Source organism: Chloroflexota bacterium, assembly GCA_014360905.1.
Classification (GTDB): Bacteria; Chloroflexota; Anaerolineae; order UBA2200; family UBA2200; genus JACIWX01.
In genome coordinates this window covers 1-23,629 of the sequence record JACIWW010000004.1, presented here as the reverse complement: position 1 = coordinate 23,629, position 23,629 = coordinate 1, and the positions used below count along the sequence as shown (strand labels likewise).

Below are 23,629 nucleotides of genomic sequence, written 5' to 3'. Positions count from 1 at the left end.
TTTATTTCAGGGAACATCTGAAGTCATAGATTCCACCAGCCGTGCTCCAACGAGAGCCGCAGACTGCACAGTACAGCGCTGTACCTTCTTGTGTCAACGCGCTGTTGCCACAACGCGGACAGCAAAAAATGGAGAACGGCACAGGCTGGTTTTCTTGGGCTAAAGTTCGGGCGTGTAGGAAGATGCTCGGTGTTAACTTAAGCCGTGCTGTGGGTTGTTGCAGCCAGCCATCTACTTTAGCCAAGATATGCGCAGGGACAAGGCGTTTGACAAATGGGATGCGAAAGTGGGATACACAAAGCTCTCGCTCGATGCAGAAGCCTGCTTCTGCCAGATTGCGCTCGATGTACGTAGGATGGAAATCAAAGTGCAGCTCAGCGAATTCCCAAGGTTCGTAAGAGAAGGGATTGTGCCGCTGGAGACGTAGCAAATAGCGCATAATTGCTTTCAAATGGCGCTTGTTGGCGTATTCTAGGATAAAGGAGGCTCCTGGCCGCAGAATACGGTGTATTGCGCGCAATGCGCTTGGTACATCGGATAGATGGTGCAGGACCCGTACCATGACCGCAGTGTCGAATGCTCTGGCAACAAAGGGCATTTCATAGAGATTTGCCGCCACGTAGATGATGGGGCCTTCCCCCAGGCGCTGTTGGGCATCCTCGAGTTGGGTTTTGGAATAGTCCATGAGCACAATTTCTTTGTATCCATGGTACAGGTCCACCAGGCGACCAAAACCTCCGCCGATGTCAATGATGCGTTCTCCCGCAGGAGGAAGCAATTGTTGCAAGGCGATCCGTTCCGCCAGGTCCTCGTATTCGCGGCCGTGACCTTCCCAAAAGGCGGTGCGGTAATCGCTGCCCTCATAGTCGCAAAAGCGAGGCTGTGGGCTATTGAAATTATTGACCAAGGTCTCTCCTCAATTAACTCAACGTTTCACGTGGAACATCTTTTAGCGCGATTTTGAGGGGCGCAATGTTCCACGTGAAACATTTTGTGGGCGCAGCGGTTCGTTTGACACTCTGCGTAAGATTCATTACAATATTTTCGTTCTTAATTCAAGTTAATTGTAGAGCATGGATTAATCGCTGTCAAAGGATACGTTGATCGCATCTGATTGGCAATCATCAATATTCTGAAAAGGATGGAGGTTGTTCTTGGCAAACACAAAATCAGCTCTCAAGCGCGTGCGCTCCTCTGAAAAGAGGCGTTTGCGCAACCGCAGGGTCCGAACGCAAGCTCGCACGTATATCAAAAGGGCCAGGGCGCAGATCGAAGCGGGACAATTGGAAGAAGCAAAGAAAAGCGTCGCTGATGCCATTCGCGCTCTGGATAAGGCTGCAGAAAAGGGCATTATTCACAAAAACAATGCTGCACGACGCAAATCGCGCTTGATGCACAAGTTGAACCAAGCCATGCAAGGTGTAGCAGCTTAGCTTGCACCACTCCGCTTCGGATCTATCAACAGGGCATTGTGTGTAGTATCAAACAATGCCCTATTTTTTCTACCTGACTACCTCAAAGATCCACACCGCTCCGCTGTTGTAAACAGGCCGATAGCGAGCGTTTCCCAGAAACATCTTGGGTGTCAGCGGTCCGCCTTTTGCACCGATGTAGATATGCGTTACTTTTTCCTGCGCCAAAAGGGTCTGAAAAGATAATTCATTGACATCCTTCGTTTCTGCTACAATCCTGGCCATCTCGTTCACTCGTTGTACATAGTCGGGCGAACCATAGGCATAAGGAAGCGTGGGCAACAAAGTACGGCGTCCTGTCAAAGGCGCAATCCAGTAGCCACCATCCGTGCCTGTGTAAATTCCGTATTGCCAGTGGCGGGCATTGATTAAGAATAGTGCGTTAGGAGGCGTGTTGTCCTCAATCCAGTCCATTGCCTGCCAATCCTCATGCGTGGCCAGAACAGTGATAGGATTGATGATCTGGATTATCCCCCAGCCGTTCCACAGTGCAGTGCCCAGGAGTAATACGGCTAAAATAGATCGTAGCAATATCGTTGTATTGCGCTGCGCGCCAACTTTTCGGAGCAAAGCGCTCAAGATTGGCTGGATGCTATCCCAGATACAAGCGACAGCCTGTCCACCCCAAATAGCCATGGGCAGAAAAAGCGCGATCACTGCCGCAGAAGGGTTCAGTAAATTAGCTGCCAATAAGCCTACCAATCTCGGGTAGGTCAACAGAGCCACTAGCATGCACCAGGCCAGAATCCAAATGCTCTCTTTTTTACGTTTTAGCAGTCCACAAAGCCCGCCTATAGCTGCTAACGACATCAATTCACGATTGCGGGTAATGAACAAGAGCCCATAAGGAGAACTAGAGGATGGGACAACATGCGTGCTTAGAGTAGTGGGGTCGGGCAGGAAAACATGGAGGTGCGTGATCATCCGTACCAACCATGGCGCGCTGATGCACAATGTTGCTAAGATGCACAATCCCGCTCGGCTCCAGAGCTCTAGCAGTGCGTCCTTGTTCCTGGCGCGTAGTTGGCCAATGCTTTCGCATAGCATGAAAGCGCTCAAGAAGCAGATGGCAAAAACAGTTACTCTGACATGGGTCAGGAATAGCCCAGATTGTATCAACCCCGCCATCAAAAGAAGGCGGTAATCGCGCTTTTGGGTTTCTAGCCAGTCCAAGGCCGTTACCATGGCTGCAGGCAACAGTAACATGCCAGTGAGCTGTGTATATCGCCCCCAGGAAACGTAGTAGGCGGGCATGTAGGAAACCAAACCCACGATGAGAGCTGCTGTAATCGCGGATAATTTTCGTTGGACAAGGCGCCATGTCACGAGATAGGCCATTAGCATGCTGACGGCATTCAAGATTTGTCCCAGGATGAGCATTGCTTGAGGGATAGCCAGCCCAGAGAGCCAGTGGAATAGCGCCGTGTCGGCGTGAAAACCAAAATGGTAGACAAAGTCCTTGATGGGCAATAGCGGCTCGTATGACTGTGGCACCTGACCATATAAAACGAACAATTGCGTAATCAGTGCATGCTGTGGGGAATCTACCCATGCTGGTACAATCAGGTTGCGAATCTGTACAAAGCGTACGAGCAAAGTGAGGGCGAACAACACCCCAGTGAGCAGGGCAGTGGGACGGTTTCTCTCTGTGGTCCAGGGAACAAGGTCGCTGAACTTCGTGCGGAGCAGACGCGTGGCTGCACACAAAGCCAGTACGATAAGTGCTGCCACACAAGAGATGCGATCCCAACGCAGACCTACGACCGTGCTCCAGAGGAGAGCTATCGGTATGAGACCTAGGCTAATAGCTAGACACATAGCCAGATTGGCGATGGGATCGTTGGGCTTTGCCAGTCCCAGGCTGTACCACAGCACATAGCCTGGTAGCAAGAGTAGCAAAGAAAAGGGAATGAACAACCACCCGCTTTGTCGCAGTCCTTTACCGATATCGTGCCCCATTGCTGCTAGATCGTAGCGGTAATGCGTACTGAAGCGGAGATCCCCAGAAACTTGGCCATCCAGTAGCAGCTCTCCATTGCCATAAGCGTCCACGCTGCTATACCAGAAACCTACGCGCACTCCGGGCGATCCTTCCAGTACCAATTTGTACGCTTTTCCTGCTGAATCCTTTTGCGGTAGAAACGCTAAACGCAAAGGCACATTATGCGCAATCGAGGTCACATCAATGCACTGTCTGACCAAAGGAGTGGTGTTCGGCCCAATTCCCTGTAGGCACACAGTCAGCGTACCTTGGCCCGGTGTCTGATAGACAGCGGGCAACAATTCGATTTCGCACAGGTTCGGATGTTGGCTGATAAATGATTGGACAAGCATGTGCGAGCCATCCAGTGGTGGCGTGGCTGCATCCAGACGCTCCTGTGTGATATCCAAATCTTGGACGTAGGTTTTGCAACCTGTAGCCCAAAGTGCGAGAAGCATCAGTATTCCTATCGCAACCCATTGATGCTGACGGCGCCTTGCTTCCTGCTTTGCTTTCATCATGGCCTGGGGTGTTGGTTCCCGCTTTCCTCTTGTTCCTGACGATCCCGAATGGCCAACCATGCATCGCGCACACGCTGCACGTACCGCGGGGAGAAAGACCTTTGACCATAGTGTGCACGTACGTAAGCTTCAGTAATCAGCCTAACCTCCTTTTCACTGTAAGGAAAAGCCTTACGCAACGTCGCAAGATATTCATAAGGAGTCTCTGCCTCACGGCGGGGAAAGCCAGTGGCAGTAGCCAATTTGACCAGGCTGCCATAAATCTGGCGGATCGTGGTCAATGCATATTCCCTGCCACGAAACCTGGCGAGATGCGCTTGTAATGTTGCAAACAGCTTTCGCCAGCGGTTTTCGACAGCATCATGAACCTCTTTAGCCACGTTGTCTCTATCCCAGACTGTTTCATATTGTCCTGACCGACCTCCCAGCAGTGTTTGACGAGCACGGCCTACCGAAACAGCCAGGATTGCCAGCACAATGAGAAAGAGGAGGCTGAGGAAACCCCATTTGAGCACCTGTAGGATCAACAGCGATACGCCTTGTGCTGGCTCAGTTGGCTGGAATAACTGCAATCCTTCGACTATGCGAATAAAGGGCGCGACTTCCTTGCTTTCCGCGCCAAAGATGTTGCGGAAGAGATAAATCAAGGAAGTAATGAACAAATCGAGGAGGAAAGCTAGGATGGCCAGAAGGGGTGAAACAACCTTGCCCAACCATGCCGCTATGACCATTCCAAGGTTTTTTAGGATGAGTGAGATATTACGCAGCGAGAGCAGTGTTGCGAGCGCAATGCTCAGCCCAGAAACCATCAGTGTTGCACTGGTGAGGATGGCCATCCACGAAGCAGTGAAAGGAGAGCGAATACCCAGGTGGGTGCGACTCACCGTTTCGATGCGTCCAAGGCCTACGACGATTAATCCAAGGAAGAAGTATAGAAATGCGTGGGGGATTGCATCCACTGGGGCTCCAAATATCCTGACCAGGAAGAACCAGAAGAAAGCAATAATGCCCACACGGAAGGAAAAACCCAGCGAGTCGACGCTTAGATCGCGCTGTGCAAGGTTAATCCCTCGTGCCCAGAGATGGAGATTGGCTAAGAAAACGATCAGTGCGGGCGGAATGGACTGGAAGATGTTGCCAACCTGCCATACAAAATAGCCCAGCCAGGAAAAGTCGTGTCCCTTGTAGTTTATATAAATAAACAACCTAAGCAGCGCCAAGGAATTGAGAACTGCCAATAATATGGTGATTACGCGCTGCATACGCAGCGAGATTTCTCGGTAGGTTAGGAAACGAGTCGCATACATTCCCAAAAGCAGTGTGGAGAATATCGCAGCAAACGGAATATGCGTAGCTCGATAACCGGAGCCCAAAATGAGCGCCAACCATGGCGCAAACCAGCAGCTTTCCATTGCTGCTAGGCCCAGGTAGAGCATCTCTTTGCGCCAGTTCACGCGCCGGGGCTCGCTGTCTGCCGCCTCTTTTCCATTTTGGGTTGGCATCGGTGTAGCTACTTCGGTGCTCATTGCTGCACCTCTGTCTCGATCCCGAATGCGTGGCCTAAATCTACTACGCGATGCACTGGGAATTTCGGCGCTTCGCAAGGCAGTGGTTTGTCGTCTAAACGGACAAGGACCATGCGCCGTCCTGCAGCCTGCAGTCGGGCCATAACGGCAAGAAGTTCTTCCGATACAACAGCTGTTACCACCAATAGCGTAGCCCCCCATGGCAGGCGGGCGCTTTCTTTGTTGAGCAACGCTTCGATAGAAATGGTCGGCAAGGCAGATACTGCTGCGAGCGCTTCCAGGATACGCGTCAATTGATCCGGGCTGCGGCCAGGCAAAACTTTCAGAGCCTGATCCGAGTGCGGCCAGCAACCATTTGCTAGAATTCCTACCTGAAAGCGCTTTTCTACAGCGTAACTGGCAATGGATGCCGCAACGCTGATAGCTTGTTCCAATAGTTCGGGAATCGATCCATGCCAGGGTTTGGGTAGCGTGACCATGTTCAAAAAGATCACCAATTGGAATGTGGTAGTGGGTTCATAGACTTTGACCTGTAGCTTTTGCTGACGCGCTGTCGCTTTCCAATGGATGCGTTTCAGGTCATCCTTGGATCCGTAGTCGCGTATGCCTACCGCACGGCTTGGATCCTCGAATATCCATTGCCGTGTCTTTACTTCGCCAAAGGGTTCCTTCAGTGGCAGGGTCAGAATCTCTATGGGCTTTACCTCAGGATAAACAATGAGCCAATCCAGTTTGGTGCGTTCTTGTTGGGAACTGAAAAGGCCGAAAAGGTCGCCAGATTGGAGGTGAACAGGACCAAAGGCATAGACCCCTCGCTTGTCACAGCGCAGGCGATAGCGCCACTTGACTCGTTCAAACCAGCGCAAGGACATCACACTGCTGAGCAAGCCCACTTCTGGCTTATTGGAGGGCTGTATATCTTCATCCATCACAGTGATCGGAAGAGGGTATTCATCGTCAATCTTTAGCCAGGAGATCGGCAGCAATTTGCGATTGGTGACTTGCAAGGTAAGTTCCACTGTTTCACCCAGAAATGCTCGCCGTTCGCTGAAGGACCGTTCGTATTCGATGCCTTGCAGGGAATACTGGTTCCAAGCCTTTCCTGCTATAGCAGCCACCAGCACCAGAATGGCCATGACCAGCAGGCCACTCTGCTGGAACAGCAGACCAAGCAGGGCAGCGAATATGGCAAGGGCAACCCAATTCTCGTTAAACATTATCTTTCCACAGGAACAGGCACCGAGTCCCCGATTTCAGCGATAACCTGCTCAGGCGTGCGACCACGTAGCCGTGTTTGAGGGTGGATAATGATGCGGTGGGTCAAAACAGATGGCGCCAGGTGTTTGATGTCATCTGGGATGACATAATCACGGCCGCGTAGTGCAGCAAGGGCTTGTGCTGTCTTGTATAACGCGAGAGTCCCACGCGGGCTGACACCCAGTTCAACTGCGGGATGTTCTCGACTGGCACGTGTTATGCGCACCAGGTATTGGCGTACGGATTCCTCCACTTGGATCGAGCGCACCTGCGTCTGAAACTGTAGCAGGGTTTCGCTAGACAGGACGGGCTGTAGCGTCTCCAGCGGGTCTTCGTGCTCATAACGCAATAGCATCTCGTTTTCATCTTTCTCACTGGGATAGCCTAACTTGATTTTCATGAGAAAACGGTCAACCTGTGCTTCAGGCAAGGGGAAGGTACCCTCGAGTTCGATAGGATTTTGAGTGGCCAGGACGAGAAATGGACGAGGGAGGGGTTTGGTTTCCAGATCAATGCTAACCTGACGCTCCTGCATAGCTTCCAACAGGGCTGCTTGTGTACGTGGCGTAGCACGGTTGATCTCATCCGCCAGCACGATCTGAGCCATGATGGGGCCAGGGCGGAATTCAAAATCTTGCGTTTTCTGATTGAAGAAATAAAGGCCGGTCACATCTGAGGGCAGTAGGTCTGGCGTGAACTGGATGCGTTGAAAGGAGCAACCCAGAGAACGGGCGATGGCCTTGGCTAGCGTGGTTTTGCCCGTGCCGGGCACATCTTCGATAAGGACATGTCCTTCGCATAGCAAAGCTACCAAGGTCAATTCAATAACATCTCTCTTGCCGATGATGACCTTTTCGATATTGGTAATGACTTGCTCCATGGCCATTTTGATGGTCATTTTTTTCTTTGTATCCTTTCATCGCTGAGCTGGCTTATTGGCGCGGTCTTAGCCCTTGGGAACTGGTTGAAAACCTCTATGGTCTGGGGTGGTTAGCTTCTAGCGGTAAACAAAGCGACCCCGAAATCGGCTCGAGGTCGCTGTATGGCAGCATTGAATATGCGTTCCGTTATCCTGCAGACGCCCAAGTTCGTTCGCTGTTTCTCGTTAGTCGTATGGAATTAGAGAAAGGGAAGTTCCTCTTCAGCTTCAGGAGCGATTTCTTCAGGAACCTCAGCCTTTTCACCTCTACCGCCTAAGAAGCGCACGGTGCGGGCACGGAGTTCCAGCATGGCACGGGGTTCGCCAGTGGTCTTGTCATTCCAAGTGGATACATCGATATCCCCTTCAACCAGCACCAGCCGCCCCTTTGCCAGGAATTGGTTACAGGTCTCAGCAAGTTTCCGCCATGCAGTTACACGGAACCAGGTTGTTTTTTCCTGGGGCTGACCGTCAGCATTCACCCATTTGCGTGTGGTAGCGATGTTGAAAGTTGTCACTGGCGTACCATCTGGGGTGTAGCGCATCTCAGGATCACGGCCCAAATGCCCCACCACCACAGTACTTTGATACATGGTATATCCTCCCTTTTCGCGGATTGAATTCGGCACTGCGGATTAGTGATTGCATTCTATCGCACACTGGTTATATTGTCAAAACATGCGGTCGTGGTCAGCCCGACCTGCAAACACGGCGACTCACTTCTCTCACATTGAGCCTATAGAACCGGCCAGCGGGGTTTTCTTTCGATGCCGGCGCGTTTCCATACGGCCGCTGCTCGTTCGCTGGCTTCGCGTAGAATGCGCTCCTCATCCATGGTGAGCACATGTCCATTCTGTACCACTACCTGTCCACTGATCACGACAGTGTCCACATCTGCGCCGGTGGCAGCACAAACGAGGATGGAAACAGGATCCATGCTGGGAGTTAAGTGCGGCTTCTCCAGATGAAAAACGACGAAATCTGCTTGTTTACCCACTTCGAGCGAGCCGATTTCCTTTTCCAGCCCCATGGCTTTTGCTCCATTGATGGTTGCCATTTCCAGCACTGTCTCGGCCGGCATGACCAAGGGGTTGAGCGTGCGCGCCTTATGAATATAGGAAGCCCAGCGCATATCGCGTACCATGTCGTAAGTGTTGTTGCTGGGGCCTCCATCGGTGCCCAGAGCCACATTGACACCTGCTGCAAGCATCTCAGGGATAGGTGCGATGCCTGAAGCCAACTTGGCATTGGACACGGGGTTATGTGATACGTGCGTCTGCGTGCGGGCCAGGATCTCAATGTCATTGGCATCCATCCATACCGTATGCACTAATAGCACATTAGGGCCAACGAGCCCCACATCCTCTGCAAATTGTGCGGGTGTCTTGCCGTATTTTTCTTGCAAGAATATGCGGTCTGCCTGTACTTCAGCCAGATGCACGGTAATGCCCATGCTTCGCGCGCGGGCCAACGCGCTGATCTCGCGGTACAGTTCTAGCGTGACACCACCTGGGGTGCGTGGTCCAAACCAGACCAACAGGCGTCCATTGCCAGCGCCGTTCCATTTGTCGTGCATCGCCAAGGTGTTTCTGAGGCTCGTTTCACGATCTTCGATCATGCCAGGATGCATCCAACTGTCCTTTGTGGCATAGGTGCCGATGTCCATGACGATCTTGGCCAGGGCGGCGCGGATGCCCGAACGCAGCACAACTTCGGCAATGCCATCGAAACCGTACCGCTCAGCCAGCATGGACTCGACAAAAGCGGTGGTGCCTGATTTGAGCATCTCAAGGATACACAGCTCAGCGCTGGCCCGGCCGTCTTCTTCCGTATAATTGCCTTGCAGCACCCAAACACGTTTGCCAAGCCAATCAAGAAGCTCCATATCATCTGCGCAGCCGCGGATCATGGCTTGTGCCAAATGCACGTGGGTGTTGATTAATCCGGGAATGACGATTTTGCCTTTTAGATCAGTGCGTGGTTCGGTGGGGAATTGTTCGCGTAGTACTTTGGCTTTGTCAATCGCTACGAATTTCTTGCCTTCTACGGCCATTGCCCCGTCGGTGATGATGCGTCGTTGCGCATCCATAGTAATCAGCGTTCCGTGCTCATAGATCATCATAGATCCCTTCTCCTTTTGGTCTACCGCCCTTGTTCTCAGATGTATTATACACGAGAGTGCTTCCGTGAAAAACCCGAACGAGGTTTGGTCGGAACCGTTGAAGGCTATGGATGGTTAGCTTGAATAGAGTGGAGGATCTCCAAACAATGTGGTGGCTCTGTGTTCTGCTCACAATCACACCCGAATCAGTTATGCCGCAGCACTGTAGAAGACAGAAGATTGACTAATATCCTTGTAAGGAGTAAAATCACTGAGCAGAGAGCATAGTGCTTTGGGTTAAAGAAGAGCTAGCCACGCTATCAAGCATGTTAGTGTACTTGTGGATTATGTTCAACAAACCAACAGGATATAAGTGAATATGAAGATATGGACGAGTTCTACAAAAGCAGCAGAAATTGAGGAAATCATCCGCCGCGCGTTGGCAGAAGACATCGGTCCAGGAGATGTAACCAGCTCTTGGACTTTGCCTGCCGATCTGCGTCTGCGCGGCAAGATCGTGGTCAAAGCCTCTGGCGTTGTGGCTGGCCTAGAAGTCGCGCGCCGGGTATTTGCAGCCGTGGATGAGCGCATCACCTTCAAGAGCCGTGTAGCGGATGGCACCCCTGTCTCGCGCGGCGATGTGCTGGCGACGGTGCATGGTCCGGCCAGGAGCATACTGGGCGCTGAGCGAGTGGCACTGAATTTCTTGCAGCGCATGTCGGGCATCGCTACGCTTACCCATCGTTATGTCGAGGCAGTCAGAGGCACCAAAGCAGTGATTTTGGATACGAGAAAGACTGCGCCGGGCTTGCGTATACTGGACAAGATGGCCGTGCGCCTCGGCGGTGGCAGGAATCACCGCTTTGGTCTGTATGATATGGTGCTGATCAAAGACAACCATATTGCAGCTGCGGGCAGCATTACTGCCGCAGTGCAACAGGTACGGGAGCACAACCAATCTGCCCTGCCCATCGAAGTGGAGGTCAAGAATTTGGATGAGTTGCGCGAGGCACTTGAACTGAGCGTAGACCGCATTATGCTAGACAATATGGATCTGGAGCAGATGCGCCAGGCAGTGGCTTTAACCGGTGGACGCGTTGAGCTGGAGGCTTCGGGCGGCATCAACCTGGACAATGTTGCGGAGATAGCCAAAACTGGCGTGGATTACATTAGTGTAGGGGCGTTGACCCATTCAGCTCCGGCACTGGACATCAGCCTGGAAGCTGAAGCGGAAGTGCTCGGTACTCTGGCGGATTATCAGACCTTCCCAGAGGCGGAGATCCTTGCTCGAATACACGAAGCAAAGGCGGATCTCGGCGGTGACTTGGTGATCCTGGGACACCACTATCAGCGCGATGAGGTGATCCAATTTGCGGACTACCGTGGCGACTCCTTGGAGTTGTCACGCGTGGCGGCGCAGGCCAGCAATGCACAGTATATCGTCTTTTGCGGCGTGGACTTTATGGCCGAGACGGCGGCCATGCTCTGCGCGCCTGAACAAATCGTCTGCTTGCCGGCGCATTCTGCCATGTGCCCCATGGCGCAAATGGCTGATGTAGAGCAGGCAGAACTGGCCTGGCAACACCTGACCTCGCTGTGGGGCGATGACCTCCTCCCGGTGACGTATCAGAATACGTATGCCACACTCAAGGCTTTCTGCGGGCAAAAAGGTGGCGCTGTGTGCACCTCAGCCAATGCCCAGGCTATCCTGCGCTGGGCATTGAAACAGAAGGGGCATGTGCTGTTCTTTCCCGATGAGCACCTGGGGCGCAATTCAGCGCTAGCTATTGGCATCCCGGCGGCAGAGATCGCCGTCTGGGACCCTGCTGATCCTGAGGCCAGTCGCGAAGCGGCCCGACAGGCTACGGTTGTGGTTTGGAAGGGCTACTGTCTCGTGCACACCTTCTTCACCGTTAAGCACGTGGAAAAGGTGCGCCGTCAGTATCCTGGCATCCAGGTTATTGTGCATCCCGAATGCCCTATAGAAGTTGTTGCCCGCTCTGACCTAAATGGTTCCACTTCCTTTATCGTACGTACAGTGGAGACAGCCGCACCAGGTTCAGCCTTCGCTATCGGCACCGAGCTCCATCTAGTGGCTAGGCTGGCCAAGGAGAATCCTGATAAAACTATTGTACCCCTGGCCAGGTCGCTGTGTGGAGCAATGTACCGCATCAATCCGTACAACCTCAGTTACACGCTCGACCACCTGCGGACAGGTGACCCGGTGAACGTGGTGCGAGTTCCGCCGGAAATTTCACGCTGGGCGAATATCGCATTGGAGAAAATGCTGGCGGTGAAATAATATGGCTCATATCCAAACGGACGTCCTCATCATAGGCTGTGGCATTTCGGGTGCTACGGCTGCTTTGCATTTGGCTAGGAATCCTGCCTTGCGCATTACTGTCGTTACCTCAGAAGAGGATCCGCGCGAATCGAACACATACTATGCGCAAGGTGGTATCATCTACCGTGGCGACGACGATTCCCCAGAGCTGCTGAGCGAGGACATCGAGCGCGCCGGCGCGGGCATGAGTAATCTCCGCGCTGTGCGTATCTTAGCCGAAGAAGGTCCTCAACTGGTGCGCGAGTTCCTGGTGGAAGAGTTGGGTGTGCCTTTCGACCGGATGCCCGACAATGCACTGGAGCGCATCAAAGAAGCGGCGCACTCCACGGAGCGCATCTTACATGTTGGCGACTATACGGGGCGCGCGATCCAAGAAAAACTGGTGGAAGCACTGCGTGCTTGCTCCAATATCAAACTTTTGACCCAGCACACTGCGGTGGATCTGCTGACACCTTCCCACCATTCCCGCAACCGCCTGTCGGTATATGACCCGCTTTCGTGTGTTGGGGCGTATGTGTTCAACCAGGCCACGGGTGAGGTAGATGCCTACCTGGCCCAAAAGACTATCCTGGCTACCGGCGGCTTGGGGCGCATCTTCCTGTACAGCACTAACCCACCCACGGCGCGTGGGGATGGGTTGGCTATGGCTTACAACGCTGGCGCACGTATCATCAATGCTGAATACGTGCAGTTTCATCCTACTGCCTTCTACTACCGCGACCAGGCACGATTCCTGATCACGGAGGCAGTTCGTGGTGCAGGAGGGCGCCTAGTAGATGATCGTGGACGACCATTCATGCAGAAATACGCGCCGGAATGGAAAGATCTGGCCCCTCGCGATGTAGTGGCGCGGAGCATCCATCAAGAGATGTTGGCTACAGGAAGCAAATGTGTCTATCTAGATATCAAGTCCTACCTCCCGGCGGATGAGATCAAAGCCCACTTTCCGGCTATCTACCAGAGGTGTCTAGAATTCGACGTGGACATCACCAAAGACTTGATTCCAGTCGTGCCCGCCGCGCATTATCACTGCGGCGGGGTATGGGTGGATGAATATGGACGGACCAGCATCCGCAACCTGTATGCCATTGGCGAAGTGTCCTGTACAGGGGTGCACGGTGCAAACCGGCTGGGCAGTGCCTCGTTGTTGGAGGGATTGGTGTGGGGCGTCCGCGCGGCGCATGATATCGCACAAAACCTGGGTGAACTGGGCTGCGACCCGGATGACATCCCGCCGTGGTATAACGGCGGACTGACGGAAGTCGCTGACCCGGCGCTGATCCGCCAGGACATGACTACCATTCAGCACATCATGTGGAACTATGTGGGGCTGGTGCGTTCGACGCGGCGGCTGGATCGCGCCATCAGCGATTTGCGCAACTTGCAGATAGACATCACGCGCTTCTACAGCACGACCAAACTCTCGGATGGCTTGATTGGTCTGCGCAATGCCGTGCAAGCCGCACTCATCGTGGCTCAGGCGGCGTGGGAGAACAAGGTCAGCCGCGGCTGCCACTATCGCGAGGATTAGGAAATCTGCGAAGTCAAACTGTGCATCTTATCCAGAGGGCTACGTATGGCCATTCCGCCGCGCTGCAGGACGTGGGTGTAAATCATGGTGGTGCGCACGTCTTTGTGGCCGAGGAGTTCTTGCACAGTGCGGATGTCATAGCCCCCTTTCAGCAAGTGCGTAGCGAAACAATGGCGGAGGGTGTGGGGGCCGACCGGCTTGACGATGCTCGCCAGGCGGGCTGCTTCCTTGATCGCCTTTTGCAGGCTGCTCTCGTGCAGGTGGTGGCGGCGCGTGACGCCGCTGCGAGGATCCTGAGATAGGCGGTTGGCGGGGAAGACGTACTGCCAGCCCCACTCCTTGTCGGCGTTGGGATATTTGCGCGCCAGGGCATCGGGCAAATAGGCTGAGCCGAGGTCTTGAGCCAGATCCCGCTCGTGCAGGGCTTTCACCCGCTGCAGGTGTTCCTGGAGCAGCGGGATGAGGCTGTCGGGCAGCACCGTCACCCGGTCCTGTTCCCCTTTGCCGTCGCGGACGATAATGGCCCGCCGTTCGAAATCCAGGTCTTTGACGCGCAAGCGTAGACATTCCATCAGACGCAGACCGCTGCCGTAGATCAATTTGGCCATCAACTGGTGTGTGCCCGATAGGCAGCCGATCAGACGCAGGGTTTCTTCTTTGGTCAGGACAGTGGGCAGCCGCTTGGGTCGCTTGGCGCGCAGGGCGTCAACGGGACCCAGGTCCTGTTGGAGTACCTCGCGATAGAGGAAGAGAAGGGCGCTGAGGGCCTGGTTCTGTGTCGAAGCAGCGACGTTTTCCTTGACGGCCAGGTAGGTGAGAAAGGCTTCGACCTCGGGAGCGCCCATTTCGGACGGGTGGCGCACGCCGTGGAAGTAGATGTAGCGCTTGATCCAGCCGACGTAGGCCTGTTCGGTGCGGATAGAATAGTGCTTGAGGTGGATGGCGTCGCGGACTTGGTCCAAGAGTTTTTTCGGGCGCTGCTCCTCCATAGATTGTCTCCTCGAACTTGACAAGAAAAGATTTGTTTTGCATAATGCAGGCGTCGTCGGACCTGCATCGTTAACCCGATTGCCCAGTCAAGACTTCAGGTATTATAGCCGAAACTGGCATAAGTCAACTTTTTAGAATGCTATACCGAACTGATTCTGTCTAGGAATCGGGGTAGCTAGGCCGAAATAGTTCGGTCTACTCAATAGTTAGCGCGGACGCTGCGCGTCCGCGCTAATGGCGCGACTCCATCCGCCGCGCCGTTATGCGGCACTCTACGAACAGGACAACACCAGAAATGATACTTGATGTCATTGAAAGATGGATAAGCTGGATCGGAGCTGTAGTGGGATTTGTGACCCTGGCAATCGCGCTGTGGCGGGCAGTATGGCAAGGATTACAACGTCCTTCGGGAGGACAACAGGCGCAGCAGCCAGGGTGTTGCACGTGCCACTCCAACTGCTATTTGGCGCACTCTGGATTGGTCTGTGCTTCATCTTGTGGCAACCAGTTCCAGTCACACTTACTATCTCTGCTCGTGTCGCGACTTTGAGCCTCGGTACACTGCTCTATTTCCTCGGTCTGGCATTGTACTTATGGGGAGCTAGGACACTGGGGGAGATGTACAAAGCCTCTAGCGGTTTTGGAGTGCAGTTGAATGTCGAGCACCGACTAGTTACTCACGGGCCTTTTGCCTTGGTGCGCCATCCTTTGTACCTGGGACTCCAGGTTGCTGCCGTTGGGGGATTGTTGCTTTATCGCACCTGGACGTTTGTATTTGTCACAGTGAACTTCTTGGCCTTGATCATCCGTGCCAAACGGGAAGAACAAGCGCTGGCAATGGAATTCGGTGAGCATTGGGATGCATACGTTAGGCGTGTACCAGCTTGGATACCTCGTTTTCGTTGCAAAGCCAGGTAGTGCCGCCCAACACCGCGTTGCACCCGACGCCGCTCCGCTTCGCTTGCTACGCGGGGCGGCTGAGCTTTTCCGTTTGAGTCATAGGCTTGACAGCTTCCATTAATCATGTTTATAATATTTACAGAATGATTACACGTCACCATTGGCTGACTTGTCAAGATCTTGCAGTTTAGGCTGAAGGTTTCCGTAATTGATGCAATATTTAGCATTTGCCCGATTTTTGCATCAATGAATGGGCATGTGCAAGATATAGGCAGTTATACTGATGGATTCAACCTAGTCCATAGTCAGGTGGCGTGAAAAGAGCGAAGGGTTGTTTGCGTGGTGAAAGGGGTAGAACAATGGCTCAAACGAGAGTTTCCGATTTAACGATGATTAATAGGCAAGGTTCTCTGTGCCGTCGAGTATCTTCCCCTTCTTTTGCCTCACTATCATTCACAGCGATGAGGCTTATTGGGCAATTACTAGCGGGTAATGGACTTATTCCTGCTATTTGTAGTCTCGTACCTCGTTCTTATTACCGCATAAGTCGCCAATATGCTCGTTGCAATAATTTGCGCGTGCTAGCATCTTGCTGGCCGCTGTTTACTTGTCCTTGTAGTTGGGGGAGAACGCTCAGTCGATAACGGACCAAAATTCTGTTCTGACGAACAATGGAGGGGCAACAAGATGAATTACCGATGGCGTTTTGTTCTAGTGGTTGTGGTAACTTGTTCAGTTGTAATGACATTTGCGTTATTCGCAGCAAAGGCGCAACAACTCATTCGGGATGTGAATATCAACTTTATTGAAGTATCGCGGCTTTCTGATGTGCAAAGTGTGGTCAAAGCGTATATCACAGTGACTGACCTGGATGGTTTCCCCATCAAGCAATTGGAAGCTGGTTCTTTTGTACTTTTCGAAGATGGAGTGCGGGTAGCGCAATTCGAAGTGCAGCAAGCCAGCGAGGCGTTATGGATCGTCTTATTGATGGACACTACGACAAGCATGGGTACTACAGGGCTTGCATGGGCTAAAGACGCGGCTAAGCAGTTTATACGAAGCATGCCCGCACAAGATTATATAGCACTGTACGAATTTCAGGAAGAAACCAGGCTATTATCTGATTTCGAACAAGATCATGGTAAAGTACATAATGCCGTAGATAAATTGGAGTTAGTAGACAGGTGGACGTGTCTGTACGATGCCATTGATACGGCAGTGAAAAAAGCTATGCAGGTTGTTCAAGGGCGTCGCGCTGTAGTTGTTATGACCGATGGCAGAGATGACCGTGCAGGAAGGCCTTGTAGTAAGGTCTCGGTAGATGATGTTATTAATTTGGCTTACCAGCATAGAGTTCCCGTCTATACGGTAGGTTTTGGGCGCAAGGTGGATGAATCGGTGCTCCGGCGCATCGCTCAGAAAACAGGTGGAGCTTATTGGTCGGCACCTGAACCTGAAGATCTGACAGAGGTTTATCGCCAGATTGCAGAACTGCTGCGCAGCCAGTATGTGATTAGGTACGAAACGAGTGCTGCAGTGGGTAATCATTATTTGGTGGTTGAGGTAAACTATCAAGGTCAACAAAAGCCTGATAGCGAGAATTTTGTTGTACCCCAACCCGTAGCAACCGCAACGCCCGAACCGACTAGCTCCCAGCCACCTCCTGCAACTCTGATTCCTCCTCCAACTCCTTACCCTGGTGAGCATGCGAGTGTTATGGTGAGGGTTATAGAGAATTGGCGTCTATTGGCAATAGGCTTCACGGTTGTGGTCATCATTTTCTCCCTATGGATGCTCCTGCGAGCACGATACAAACCTACGTACGAGGCACAGAGGCCGTCACGTGATAAAAAAGGCAATACCATCACCATCGATACAGACGATACAGAGGAAGTGGCTAAATTCACCGTAGTTAAGAGCGTCAAGATGAGAGAAGGTGAATCGCTTACGATTCCCCGAGATAAATTACAGAAAGGTAAAGTGACCATAGGACGCCATGAGGACAACGATATAATCATAGATGACAACCCAGTTTCGCGCTATCATGCGAGATTGCAGTATGAGCATGGGAGGGTGTATCTCTATGATGAAGACAGCACCTTCGGGACAAGGATAAACGATGAGAAGTTGACTGATAAGGGCAGAGAACTCCACGACGGTGACCTTATTCAATTGGGGACGAAAACGGTATTGCGTTTTAATTATTTAACTACTTCCGGGACCGGAGATATTTCCGAAACTGGGGAGGAAACTCAAGATACAGATACATAGGAAGGATCGGGAGGCTCAATGCTAAGGCTTCTTAGCTCAGACTAATGAGGACAAGCAAGGAGATAAGGGGCTATTTACAACAAGTAAGATGGCATAACTCGTTAGTGACTAAGTGAAAAGGAGCGAGCATGGCGGCTGGGAATTTTTATTATGAGGTGGGAAAAGCCACCGATCGCGGACGCAAACGTCTTGAGAATGAGGATACATTAGAAGTTTCTGAGCCCCAGGATCAAAGTCAGCGAGCTCAGCAGGGGTGTCTTTATCTCGTTGCCGATGGCATGGGAGGTCAGGAAGCAGGCGCAATTGCTAGTCATCGCGCTGTGTTTAAGGTGATTGATGCCTACTATTCTTATTCGCTGACGGCTGATCCGGCTGAGAGCCTGACTTACGCTATTGAAGCTGCTAATGCTGAGCTCCTTCGCTTCATGGCAGAGAGGCCAATCTGGAGCGGAATGGGCTCGACAGTAGTGGCTGCTGTGGTGCGTGGCGATGAGTTGTATGTTGCCAATGTTGGTGACAGTCGCGCTTTGCTCTTCCGCCCTGGTAAACCACCTCGCCAACTAAGTGTGGATCACACCCTTGTTGCTGAGCAGGTGCGTATGGGAAAACTAAGCGCGGAGGAAGCACAGCGTTCACCGGATCGCCATAAGCTTACACGCCGCCTGGGAAAGGCCCCCGGTGTGAAAGTCGAACTAGCTCGGCCGGAGAAACTCCAGCCAGGCGATGTGCTGGTACTGTGTTCAGATGGCCTCTGGGAACCACTGAGCCAGAAGGAGATAGAACGCATCGTGAGACGATTTCCAGCCCAAGAGGCTGCGAACAAACTGGTGCAGCAGGCCAATGCTCGAGGAGGCATAGATAACATCAGCGTCATCGTTGTGAAGGTCTGCAAAACATCTCCCACAAAAACGGTGGATGTAACTCCAAGTACTAGGGTATCGCTCCAGTTGCCAAAGGTTTTGTTACTGATTGCCGTCATGGCTCTTATGGCTACCCTAGTACCCCCTATTATTAATAGACTTCGGCTGACACCGACACCCACTGAGCAAGCTATAGCTCCCCCTGTACCATCCCCAAGTTATTCGTTGATATCCACTGCGTCCGCAACAGCGACAGAGGTGCGCGGCCCCACTGCTACGTTTGTACCTTACGTAGCGCCTGCTTTGCAGGAACCTGCCAATGGGGCCACGATGTGTGGACAAGAAATTCGTGTGCGGTGGCGTTTCGAGGGCACGCTGCAGGATAACGAGTACTTTGATCTATGGATGTGGCTGCAAGGAAAAGCAGAACAACGTCTATCGATATTCCAAGGGAAAGCGCGCGACGGCTTTATTGTTCCCCCTGGTGGGGTAGGAGTCTATTGCTGGAAAGTGCGCATTGTGCAAATGGAGCAAGGGCAGGCGGAGCCGACGCCGCGCAGCGAATGGAGTCAGACGGGCAGTTTTGTTTATCAAGAGGTTTGTTCAACGGCCACGCCAGAGCCAACGGCCACGCCAGTGCCACCGGCAACAGCCACGCCAGTGCCAACGGCCACGCCAGTGCCACCGGCAACAGCCACGCCAGTGCCAACAGCCACGCCAGTGCCACCGGCCACGCCAGTGCCAACGGCCACGCCAGTGCCACCGGACACGCCAGTGCCAACGGCCACGCCAGTGCCAACAGCCACGCCAGTGCCACCGGACACGCCAGTGCCAACAGCCACGCCAGTGCCACCGGACACGCCAGTGCCACCGGCCACGCCAGTGCCAACAGCCACGCCAGTGCCAACGGCCACGCCAGTGCCAACGGCCACGCCAGTGCCAACGGCCGCCACAACGGATGCCCCCAGAGTCACAGCCAATTCAAGCATTGGAACCATCTCTGCAATCAGTGCTAGCTGAGAATCGAGTCTCGTGGTCTACCATGTACCAAGATTTCCGCTCGGAACAACGAGGATGGGTGAAATGATTAGTCAAACATTAGGCAAATATGAAATTCAAGGGGAGATCGGCGAAGGGGGCATGGGAAAGGTGTATAAGGCTTGGCATCCTGTGCTTGGCAAGGCAGTAGCGATTAAGGTGCCCCAACCCGAGAAATGCAATGACCGGGAGTTTGTGGAAGCCTTTGTTAGAGAAGCGCGGCTTGCTGCCCGATTGGATCATCCCAACATTGTCAAAATCAGCGACGTAGATGAGCATAATGGCATTCCATATATTGTCATGGAATATGTACCGGGACTGGATTTGCGCAAAATGATTCAGGAATTTGGCTGGTTGCCGCCTGAGAAGGTCTGCACGCTGTTCGATCAGATAGCAGAAGCTTTGGATTATGCCCATGCACAGGGTATTATCCATTGTGATGTCAAGCCTAGCAATGTCCTCGTTGACACGGACGGGCGGGTTAAGCTCGTTGATTTTGGCATAGCGCGTGCGAGAGCAAGGGTAAAGCGTAGTCAAGAAGAACCAAAGCGCTCAGTTGGTTCGCCATGGTATATGTCGCCTGAGCACGTACAGGGCAAGGAGCTGGATGGTTATTCAGACATCTATTCATTAGGCATTGTTTTGTACCAGATGTTAACAGGAAAAGTGCCTTTTGAACGTGGCAGCAGTAGGGAAATTAAAGAAGCCCACTTGACGCAACTCCCGCCGCCACCGAGCAAAAAACGTCCAGGCTTGCCCAGGGGTGTTGATAGTGTTGTTTTACGAGCTTTGGCCAAGGAGCCAGAAAAGCGTTATGCAAGCGCCTCTCAGATGGCGAGGGATCTGCGCGCGGCGCTTTTTCCAACTTCTCGCTGGCCATTAGTATTGTTAGCAGTGGCAATCATAGTGCTTGTACTGTTGGTCATTAGTTATTTCTTGCCAAGTTGCAATAGCTCTTTGCCCATTAGTATGCTTGTTCATATGCGCACTCCTTCAGCCACGGTGTTGGAAGCGGCGCATCCGACTTTGACGGCAATCATCCGTGTGTTGACCTTGACTCCCACTATGTCAGTGACAAGGGTGCGGACTGCCTTTGCCACCGCTGCTCAGGCAACCCAAACCACTGTGGCCAAAGCTACGCAGACAGCCGTTTTGCAGGCCACACAAACTGCTATTGCAAAGCAAACAAGCACTGCCGCAGCGAAGGCGACAAGTACTGCTATTGCCATGCACACGGCCACTGCCCAGGCTGCTGTGGTGCAGCCAACCAGCACACGCACACCCAGTCCCTACAAATATCCTGCTCCGCCGTTGTCGACTCCAGCCAAGGACGCTACTTTCACTGGCTACGTGACGATGGAGTTTTCCTGGCAACCGGTAGCGCCGCAGTTAGCTGCAGATGAGTACTACGCTCTGGTCATCACCTTCCTGCACCGCGATGGCCACAGGTACCCCTATCTGCAAGCTACGACGAAGAGTACACGCTGGCAGGGGCAGCTCAATCCGTTCTTGTACGATAGCGATGTCCTGGCGGACCGAGGGTTGGGGTGGCAGCATGGCTGGTATGTGGTGGTCATGCGTAACCCAGGCATGAACGACAAAGGCCAGATCACGGGCAGTGCAGTCAGCCCGCGCAGCGAAGAGCGCCTCTTCACCTGGAAGCTCGAGGCTGGTGCGCCAGCGCCAGGGCCTCGACCAACACCAACCCGCACACCAAAGATTTAGGGTATGCTCAGGAAGTGCGGCAGCATCCTTTCATGCAGAGGCTGGCCTGGTGACCCAAGCTGAGTTGCATGATGATGGAGCAGTCTGCCAGCACCGTTCGTCACAACAGGTCTTGGCATGAAAACCATGCCGGCACAGCGGTAACATGGCAGTGGCAGAGAATACAGCAGCCGATGCAGAGCAATAGTGCGCATATTGGAGACTTGGGAAGATGGAAAGGATTCGTTTGCACAGGTACCGTGCTGGCCCTCATGCTGGGGTTCATAGTGCATAGCCCCGTGTCAGGAGCAGATACGGCCCCAGCTGTGAACAGGCTCTTTGTCCCGGTGGCACTTCGCAGCGTTCGTACGGTGCCTGTGCCAGTTCCGTGGCAATGTGCAGAACCAGCCAATGAAACCAGTCAGGGTGCATGCGGCCCACTGCTAACTGGGGTTTGGTACTACGATTATATCACGCCTCCAGGCACGTTTCTTGCCAGGTGGGGCTCCCTTGGCGTTGGCGACGGGCAGTTCTGGTTTCCCTGTGGCGTGGCGGTGGCGCCCGATGGCACGCTCTACGTGGCGGACACGGACAACGACCGCGTGCAGCGCTTCAGCGCTACGGGGGCCTTCCTGGGCAAGTGGGGCTCCCCTGGCGCTGGCGACGGGCAGTTCTGGTATCCCTGTGGCGTGGCGGTGGCGCCCGATGGCACGGTCTACGTGGCGGACACGGGCAACGATCGCATCCAAGCCTTTGGCATTGCCTACCCCACCACTTGGCGGGGTGAGTACTTTGCCAACCGCTGGTTGGCTGAGCGGCCAATCCTCATCCGCCAGGACGCTGCGCTAGACTTCCAGTGGGGCACAGGCTCGCCAGGCAGTGGCGTGCCTGCGGACAACTTCTCGGCGCGTTGGCAGCGCTACGTGCCCTTTGCGGCTAGCCGCTATCGTTTCACCGTCTTTGCCGATGATGGCGTGCGTCTGTGGGTGGATGACACACTGCTGATTGAGCAATGGCAGGAGCAGGTGGCCAGCTACGCGGCAGAGATCTCGCTCAGCGCGGGGTACCATCGGCTGCTGCTGGAGTACTACGAGGCGGGAGGGAGTGCGGCGCTGCAGCTACGCTGGACGCAGTTGGGGCCATGGCGAGAGTTTTTGCCTGTGATAAAGCGTGCGTCAGTGGCATGCCGCGAGCCGGACAACGATCGTCGCGAGGGAGCGTGTGGGCCGCTGCTTTCTGGGCAGGTGTATCGCGATTACATTTCCTCGTCCAGCGATGAGTGCGACTGGTTCTACTTCGACATGCCTGTAGCGCACACCATTGAGGCGTGGCTGAGGGAGATCCCATCTGGTTGTGACTATGACCTGTACCTGCGGGGCCCCACTGGGAACCACCTCACCAGTTCGGCTCAGCCAGGCAACAAGGATGAGCACATCTCGTGGGGGCCGCTGCCTGCTGGGCGCTATTACTTGTTAGTGGTACGCATTGAGGGCTGGCATGCGCACGTGCCCTATGCACTGCGCGTGGAGTACTAGTTGGGGGAGGATGTGCGGGATGGTGCAAAGCAGAGCAAAGGGGATAGAGGAGCTGCTGCTTGTTGCTTGCCGAAGCGCCTATCGGCATGGGATTGGGAGTATCCTTGTGGCCGCCATTGCTCTTGCTTTGCTGCCACGAGGCCGAGGCGTGGGAGCTCAAGCTCCCCTGCCGGACAAGTTCCAGTTTGCCATTGGTGCGCAGGCGCCCGTGGGGCAGTTCAGGTATCCCAGTGGCGTGGCGGTGGCGCCCGATGGCACGCTCTACGTGGCGGACACGGGCAACCACCGCGTGCAGCGCTTCAGCGCTACGGGGGCCTTCCTGGGCAAGTGGGGCTCCCTTGGCGTTGGCGACGGGCAGTTCTGGTATCCCAGTGGCGTGGCGGTGGGGTGCATTTCAATTTTGGGGCAGGTTAAGAAACCGGGTTTCTAAGTCGTTGAAATTCCTGCTTCCCGCTACATGGATGGTCATGTCCGGGGGTAAGAAACCCGGTTTCTGGCCGCCTTCAGGTGCTTCTTGCCCCAGAACTGAAATGCACCCATTCAGTGCGAAAATTTGTAATTGTTCAGATTAGGGCTAGCTGTGGTATACTGAGCACATGACACTGGAAGAAGAAGTCGTTGCCCTCCGTGCTGAGAACAATACTTTGCGCGCACAAGTAGCTGCCTTGCAAGAGGAGCT

The 23,629-nt window shown here is 53.7% G+C and carries 17 protein-coding genes and 1 pseudogene; 10 read left to right on the top strand and 8 right to left on the bottom strand.

Annotated elements, in window-relative coordinates:
• Position 1: 1 nt before the first annotated feature.
• Positions 2-907 carry a methyltransferase domain-containing protein gene (locus H5T67_02645; GenBank protein ID MBC7244219.1) on the bottom strand — a complete coding sequence of 302 codons (906 nt, stop codon included), beginning with the start codon at positions 905-907 and terminating at the stop codon, positions 2-4.
• A 247-nt stretch (positions 908-1,154) separates the two neighbouring features.
• Here H5T67_02645 and H5T67_02640 point away from each other — a divergent pair, with 247 nt between their 5' ends.
• A complete protein-coding gene (locus H5T67_02640; protein MBC7244218.1) occupies positions 1,155-1,433 on the top strand; it encodes a 30S ribosomal protein S20 in 279 nt (92 codons plus the stop codon).
• Between the two features lie 69 nt (positions 1,434-1,502).
• Here H5T67_02640 and H5T67_02635 read toward each other — a convergent pair whose 3' ends face one another.
• The 6 genes from H5T67_02635 to H5T67_02610 all read right to left on the bottom strand — a co-directional run bounded on the left by H5T67_02635 (position 1,503) and on the right by H5T67_02610 (position 9,795).
• On the bottom strand, positions 1,503-3,911 hold the full coding sequence (locus tag H5T67_02635; protein MBC7244217.1) for a hypothetical protein: 2,409 nt from the start codon (positions 3,909-3,911) through the stop codon (positions 1,503-1,505).
• A 59-nt stretch (positions 3,912-3,970) separates the two neighbouring features.
• Positions 3,971-5,500, bottom strand: coding sequence for a DUF4129 domain-containing protein (locus tag H5T67_02630; GenBank protein MBC7244216.1), 1,530 nt, complete (start codon positions 5,498-5,500; stop codon positions 3,971-3,973).
• Complete coding sequence (locus H5T67_02625; protein ID MBC7244215.1) at positions 5,497-6,717, bottom strand: DUF58 domain-containing protein; 1,221 nt, start codon at positions 6,715-6,717, stop codon at positions 5,497-5,499. The genes H5T67_02630 and H5T67_02625 overlap by 4 nt, the downstream gene beginning before the upstream one ends.
• Positions 6,717-7,655, bottom strand: coding sequence for a MoxR family ATPase (locus tag H5T67_02620; protein MBC7244214.1), 939 nt, complete (start codon positions 7,653-7,655; stop codon positions 6,717-6,719). Before H5T67_02620 ends, H5T67_02625 begins: the two co-directional genes overlap by 1 nt.
• A 221-nt stretch (positions 7,656-7,876) precedes the next feature.
• A complete protein-coding gene (gene ssb, locus H5T67_02615) occupies positions 7,877-8,269 on the bottom strand; it encodes a single-stranded DNA-binding protein (protein ID MBC7244213.1) in 393 nt (130 codons plus the stop codon).
• 143 nt (positions 8,270-8,412) lie between these two features.
• Positions 8,413-9,795 carry an amidohydrolase gene (locus H5T67_02610; GenBank protein MBC7244212.1) on the bottom strand — a complete coding sequence of 461 codons (1,383 nt, stop codon included), beginning with the start codon at positions 9,793-9,795 and terminating at the stop codon, positions 8,413-8,415.
• Between the two features lie 361 nt (positions 9,796-10,156).
• Here H5T67_02610 and nadC point away from each other — a divergent pair.
• From nadC to nadB, 3 genes and pseudogenes are all read left to right on the top strand, one after another.
• A pseudogene (nadC, locus tag H5T67_02605) lies at positions 10,157-10,999 on the top strand (carboxylating nicotinate-nucleotide diphosphorylase).
• 12 nt (positions 11,000-11,011) lie between these two features.
• Positions 11,012-12,079, top strand: coding sequence for a quinolinate synthase NadA (gene nadA, locus H5T67_02600; GenBank protein MBC7244211.1), 1,068 nt, complete (start codon positions 11,012-11,014; stop codon positions 12,077-12,079).
• Between the two features lies 1 nt (position 12,080).
• Entirely contained in the window at positions 12,081-13,652 is a 1,572-nt protein-coding gene (gene nadB, locus H5T67_02595; GenBank protein MBC7244210.1) for an L-aspartate oxidase, read from the top strand.
• Here nadB and H5T67_02590 read toward each other — a convergent pair.
• Positions 13,649-14,641, bottom strand: a complete 993-nt coding sequence (locus H5T67_02590) for an integron integrase (GenBank protein MBC7244209.1) — start codon at positions 14,639-14,641, stop codon at positions 13,649-13,651. The two genes, nadB and H5T67_02590, sit on opposite strands and share 4 nt — an antisense overlap.
• Positions 14,642-15,026: 385 nt before the next feature.
• Between H5T67_02590 and H5T67_02585 the strand changes: the two genes are divergently transcribed.
• The 6 genes from H5T67_02585 (at position 15,027) to H5T67_02560 (ending at position 23,380) form a co-directional block, all read left to right on the top strand.
• Positions 15,027-15,560, top strand: coding sequence for an isoprenylcysteine carboxylmethyltransferase family protein (locus H5T67_02585; GenBank protein ID MBC7244208.1), 534 nt, complete (start codon positions 15,027-15,029; stop codon positions 15,558-15,560).
• 669 nt (positions 15,561-16,229) lie between these two features.
• On the top strand, positions 16,230-17,813 hold the full coding sequence (locus tag H5T67_02580) for a VWA domain-containing protein (protein MBC7244207.1): 1,584 nt from the start codon (positions 16,230-16,232) through the stop codon (positions 17,811-17,813).
• Between the two features lie 128 nt (positions 17,814-17,941).
• Positions 17,942-19,693 carry a serine/threonine-protein phosphatase gene (locus tag H5T67_02575; protein MBC7244206.1) on the top strand — a complete coding sequence of 584 codons (1,752 nt, stop codon included), beginning with the start codon at positions 17,942-17,944 and terminating at the stop codon, positions 19,691-19,693.
• A 63-nt stretch (positions 19,694-19,756) separates the two neighbouring features.
• Positions 19,757-21,436, top strand: a complete 1,680-nt coding sequence (locus H5T67_02570) for a serine/threonine protein kinase (protein ID MBC7244205.1) — start codon at positions 19,757-19,759, stop codon at positions 21,434-21,436.
• A gap of 68 nt (positions 21,437-21,504) precedes the next feature.
• Positions 21,505-22,950, top strand: coding sequence for a pre-peptidase C-terminal domain-containing protein (locus tag H5T67_02565; protein ID MBC7244204.1), 1,446 nt, complete (start codon positions 21,505-21,507; stop codon positions 22,948-22,950).
• A gap of 19 nt (positions 22,951-22,969) precedes the next feature.
• Positions 22,970-23,380 carry a hypothetical protein gene (locus tag H5T67_02560; protein ID MBC7244203.1) on the top strand — a complete coding sequence of 137 codons (411 nt, stop codon included), beginning with the start codon at positions 22,970-22,972 and terminating at the stop codon, positions 23,378-23,380.
• The last annotated feature ends 249 nt before the right edge of the window (positions 23,381-23,629 follow it).